Below are 2,735 nucleotides of genomic sequence, written 5' to 3' on the forward strand. Positions count from 1 at the left end.
GGCCACGCGGCACGGGCGGCCTCGGGCGCGTCCAGACCGATGGCCAGACGCGCCAGCCGCAGACGCGCCGCTTCGTCCTGGCGGGTGTGGTAGAGATCGAATCGATACGATTCCAGCACGGCCCCGAACGCCACGGACGGCGCCCAAAGGGCCGCCGGCCCTTCGGCCAGCACGACCGCGTCGGCGCATTTCGCCAGCGCCCGAACGGCCACGGCACCGGCCTTCTCGGCAACGGCAGCGGTCAGCGCGGCCTCCTTGCCCAGACCCACCAGCACCACGCGCGACAGGCCACCCCCCGGAGACAGCAGCGTCGCCGTGCATCCCGCCGCACCGGTAAAATCACCCGACGCCAGCGTGCGCGACACGGCACCGGCCAGCCGCTCGTCGAGTGCCGCGGCAAGCCCGGTGAGAGTGGTGTCGTCCGCAAGGAGCAGGGCGACGGCCCCGTCTTCGGGCAGGCGGGCTTGGGAGAACTGGATTTCGAGCATCGGACGCACCGTCGGGCTGTTCTTGTCGGCGATCATGCCCCCGGACATGGAGCATGCCAGAGGACGTCAGGGCCCTTATCGACCCCGTATCGCCCCCGCGCAAGCCGCTCTCGACCCTGTCGCGGGACTTGCCCCTTGGCGCGGGCGGGAACAGACCCTAGACACGGACGACCGACCGGACGGATCAACGCACCATGACCATTCTGCCCTATCCCGCCCGCGACCTGCTCGAGGTTGCCACCCGCCTGGCCGACGAAGCCGCCGGGATCATTCGCGCCGTTCGGGCACGCGGCTTCACCACCCAGTCCAAGCAGGACGCGTCCCCCGTGACCGAGGCGGACGAGGCGGCCGAGCGCCATATCCTCACCGGGCTGCGCGCGGCGTTCCCCCTCATTCCCGTCGTCGCGGAGGAAGAAGTCGCAGCCGGGGTCCGGACGGCCGTCGGCAGCTGCTTCTGGCTGGTCGACCCTCTGGACGGCACCCGCGAATTCGCCGCCGGACGCGACGACTTCACCGTCAATATCGGTCTCGTGAGCGACGGCACGCCGGTGCTGGGCGCGATGGCGCTCCCGGCCTATCATCAGCTTTACGGCGCGATCGCGGGACAGGACGCGTGGCGCCGCGACGCCGCCGGCCAGACGCCCATCCATGTGCGGCAGCCACCGCCCGAAGGCCTGTCAGTGCTGGCCTCGCGCCACTACGCGGACGATCCGCGTCTGGCGACATGGCTGGCGGGGCGGCCGGTCGCGTCACTGGGCAATATCGGCTCGGCGGCCAAGTTCGTGCGCGTGGCCGAGGGTGCCGCCGATCTCTATCCGCGCCTTGGCCCGACCATGGAATGGGACACCGCCGCACCGCAGGCGATCGTGGAGGCCGCCGGCGGGATGGTGGTACTGACGGACGGCACACCCTTGCGCTATGGCAAGACGGACTGGCGCAACCCGCCGTTCCTGTGCAGCGCACGGCCGTCGGCCTGAGCGACAGCCCCCGTTCACTGAGCCCCGTACCACTCGGCCCCGCACTTCGGACACCGCCCCGCGCATGACCTCTCCGCGCCCCCCTTCTCCGCGTACCACCGAGCGGCTCCTTGCCGACGACGCCGGAATCGCGCGCGCCGCCAACCTTCTGCGCGCGGGCGGTCTGGTCGCATTCGGCACCGAAACAGTGTATGGGCTCGGCGCCGATGCGACGAACGACACCGCCGTGGCCGGCGTGTTTTCCGCCAAGGGGCGCCCGCAGTTCAATCCCCTGATCAGCCACTTTCCCGACACCGACGCGGCATTCGCGCAGGTTCAGGCGACCGCTCTCGCCCGGCAGCTGGCCGACGCGTTCTGGCCCGGCCCTCTCACGCTCGTTCTGCCGCGCGCGCCGGGCTCGACCGTCTCGGACCTTGCCGCCGCCGGGCTGCCGACGCTTGCGATCCGCGTTCCCGCGGGGCCGGTTACCCGCTCCCTCCTCGCCCGGGTCGGACGGCCGGTCGCCGCGCCGTCGGCCAATCCGTCGGGCAAGGTCAGCCCGTCGGAGGCCGACCATGTGCTTGCCGGCCTGGCGGGCCGGATCGACGCGGTACTGGATTCCGGCCCGTGCGCCGTCGGCGTCGAGAGCACGGTGGTGGACCTGTCGCGCGACGTGCCGGTGCTGCTGCGGCCGGGTGGCGTGTCGCTCGAGCGCCTGCGCGCCGTCTGTGGCCCCCTCGCGCATCCCGACGACCATGTTCACAAACTCCCGACGGCTCCCGGGCAACTCGCGTCGCACTATGCGCCCGATCTTCCCGTGCGCCTCGACGCCCATGCGGTGCACCCGCACGAAGCCCTGCTTGCTTTCGGCGACGAATTGTCCGGCGCGGGTCTGGTCTGGAACCTCAGCCCCGAAGGCTCGCTCGACGAAGCGGCGGCGCGTCTGTTCGCCGGCCTGCGCTTTCTCGACAGCGAAGGTCGGCGTCGCGGGTTGACCGCCATCGCGGCCCAACCGATCCCGCGCCATGGCCTCGGACTTGCGATCCGCGATCGCCTGCGCCGCGCGGCCACCCCGGCCTCCACGCGATGAGCGACAGCCTCGACCCCAGGGAGGTCAAGATCCTGTCCGACATTCTGGCTCTGGTCCTCGACGACCAGCCCGGACAGGCCAGCAACGCCCTCGACGCCCTGCGGTCGCGGGCCCAGCGCAACAAGACGACCGGGGGCGCACTGAAGAACCTGTTCGTGGCGATTGCCCCGAACCCGCCGCCCCGCGCGGCCCCGCGCGCCC

At 71.7% G+C, this 2,735-nt stretch carries 3 protein-coding genes and 1 pseudogene; 3 read left to right on the plus strand and 1 reads right to left on the minus strand.

The genetic code is table 11. From position 1 onward, the window contains the following. Positions 1-524 (minus strand): M17 family peptidase N-terminal domain-containing protein (locus HUK82_RS15710; RefSeq protein ID WP_305144417.1); only part of this gene is annotated, 524 nt, incomplete at its 3' end. 158 nt (positions 525-682) lie between these two features. On the opposite strand from HUK82_RS15710, the gene cysQ reads away from it, so the two are divergent. From cysQ to HUK82_RS15725, 3 genes and pseudogenes are all read left to right on the plus strand, one after another. Further along, entirely contained in the window at positions 683-1,465 is a 783-nt protein-coding gene (gene cysQ, locus HUK82_RS15715) for a 3'(2'),5'-bisphosphate nucleotidase CysQ (protein WP_176614836.1), read from the plus strand. 64 nt (positions 1,466-1,529) lie between these two features. Further along, positions 1,530-2,534, plus strand: coding sequence for an L-threonylcarbamoyladenylate synthase (locus tag HUK82_RS15720; protein WP_176614837.1), 1,005 nt, complete (start codon positions 1,530-1,532; stop codon positions 2,532-2,534). Next, positions 2,531-2,735: pseudogene (locus HUK82_RS15725) on the plus strand (hypothetical protein); the annotation flags it as partial. The gene HUK82_RS15720 and the pseudogene HUK82_RS15725, both read left to right, overlap by 4 nt.

The organism is Ameyamaea chiangmaiensis (assembly GCF_013376175.1).
In the GTDB taxonomy this organism is placed as follows: Bacteria; Pseudomonadota; Alphaproteobacteria; order Acetobacterales; family Acetobacteraceae; genus Ameyamaea; species Ameyamaea chiangmaiensis.

What these genes read in the sequence shown, in the direction of transcription:
- HUK82_RS15720 (WP_176614837.1), top strand. Translation starts at nt 1,530, where the DNA reads ATGACCTCTCCGCGCCCCCCTTCTCCGCGTACCACCGAGCGGCTCCTT.
- cysQ (WP_176614836.1), top strand. Translation starts at nt 683, where the DNA reads ATGACCATTCTGCCCTATCCCGCCCGCGACCTGCTCGAGGTTGCCACC.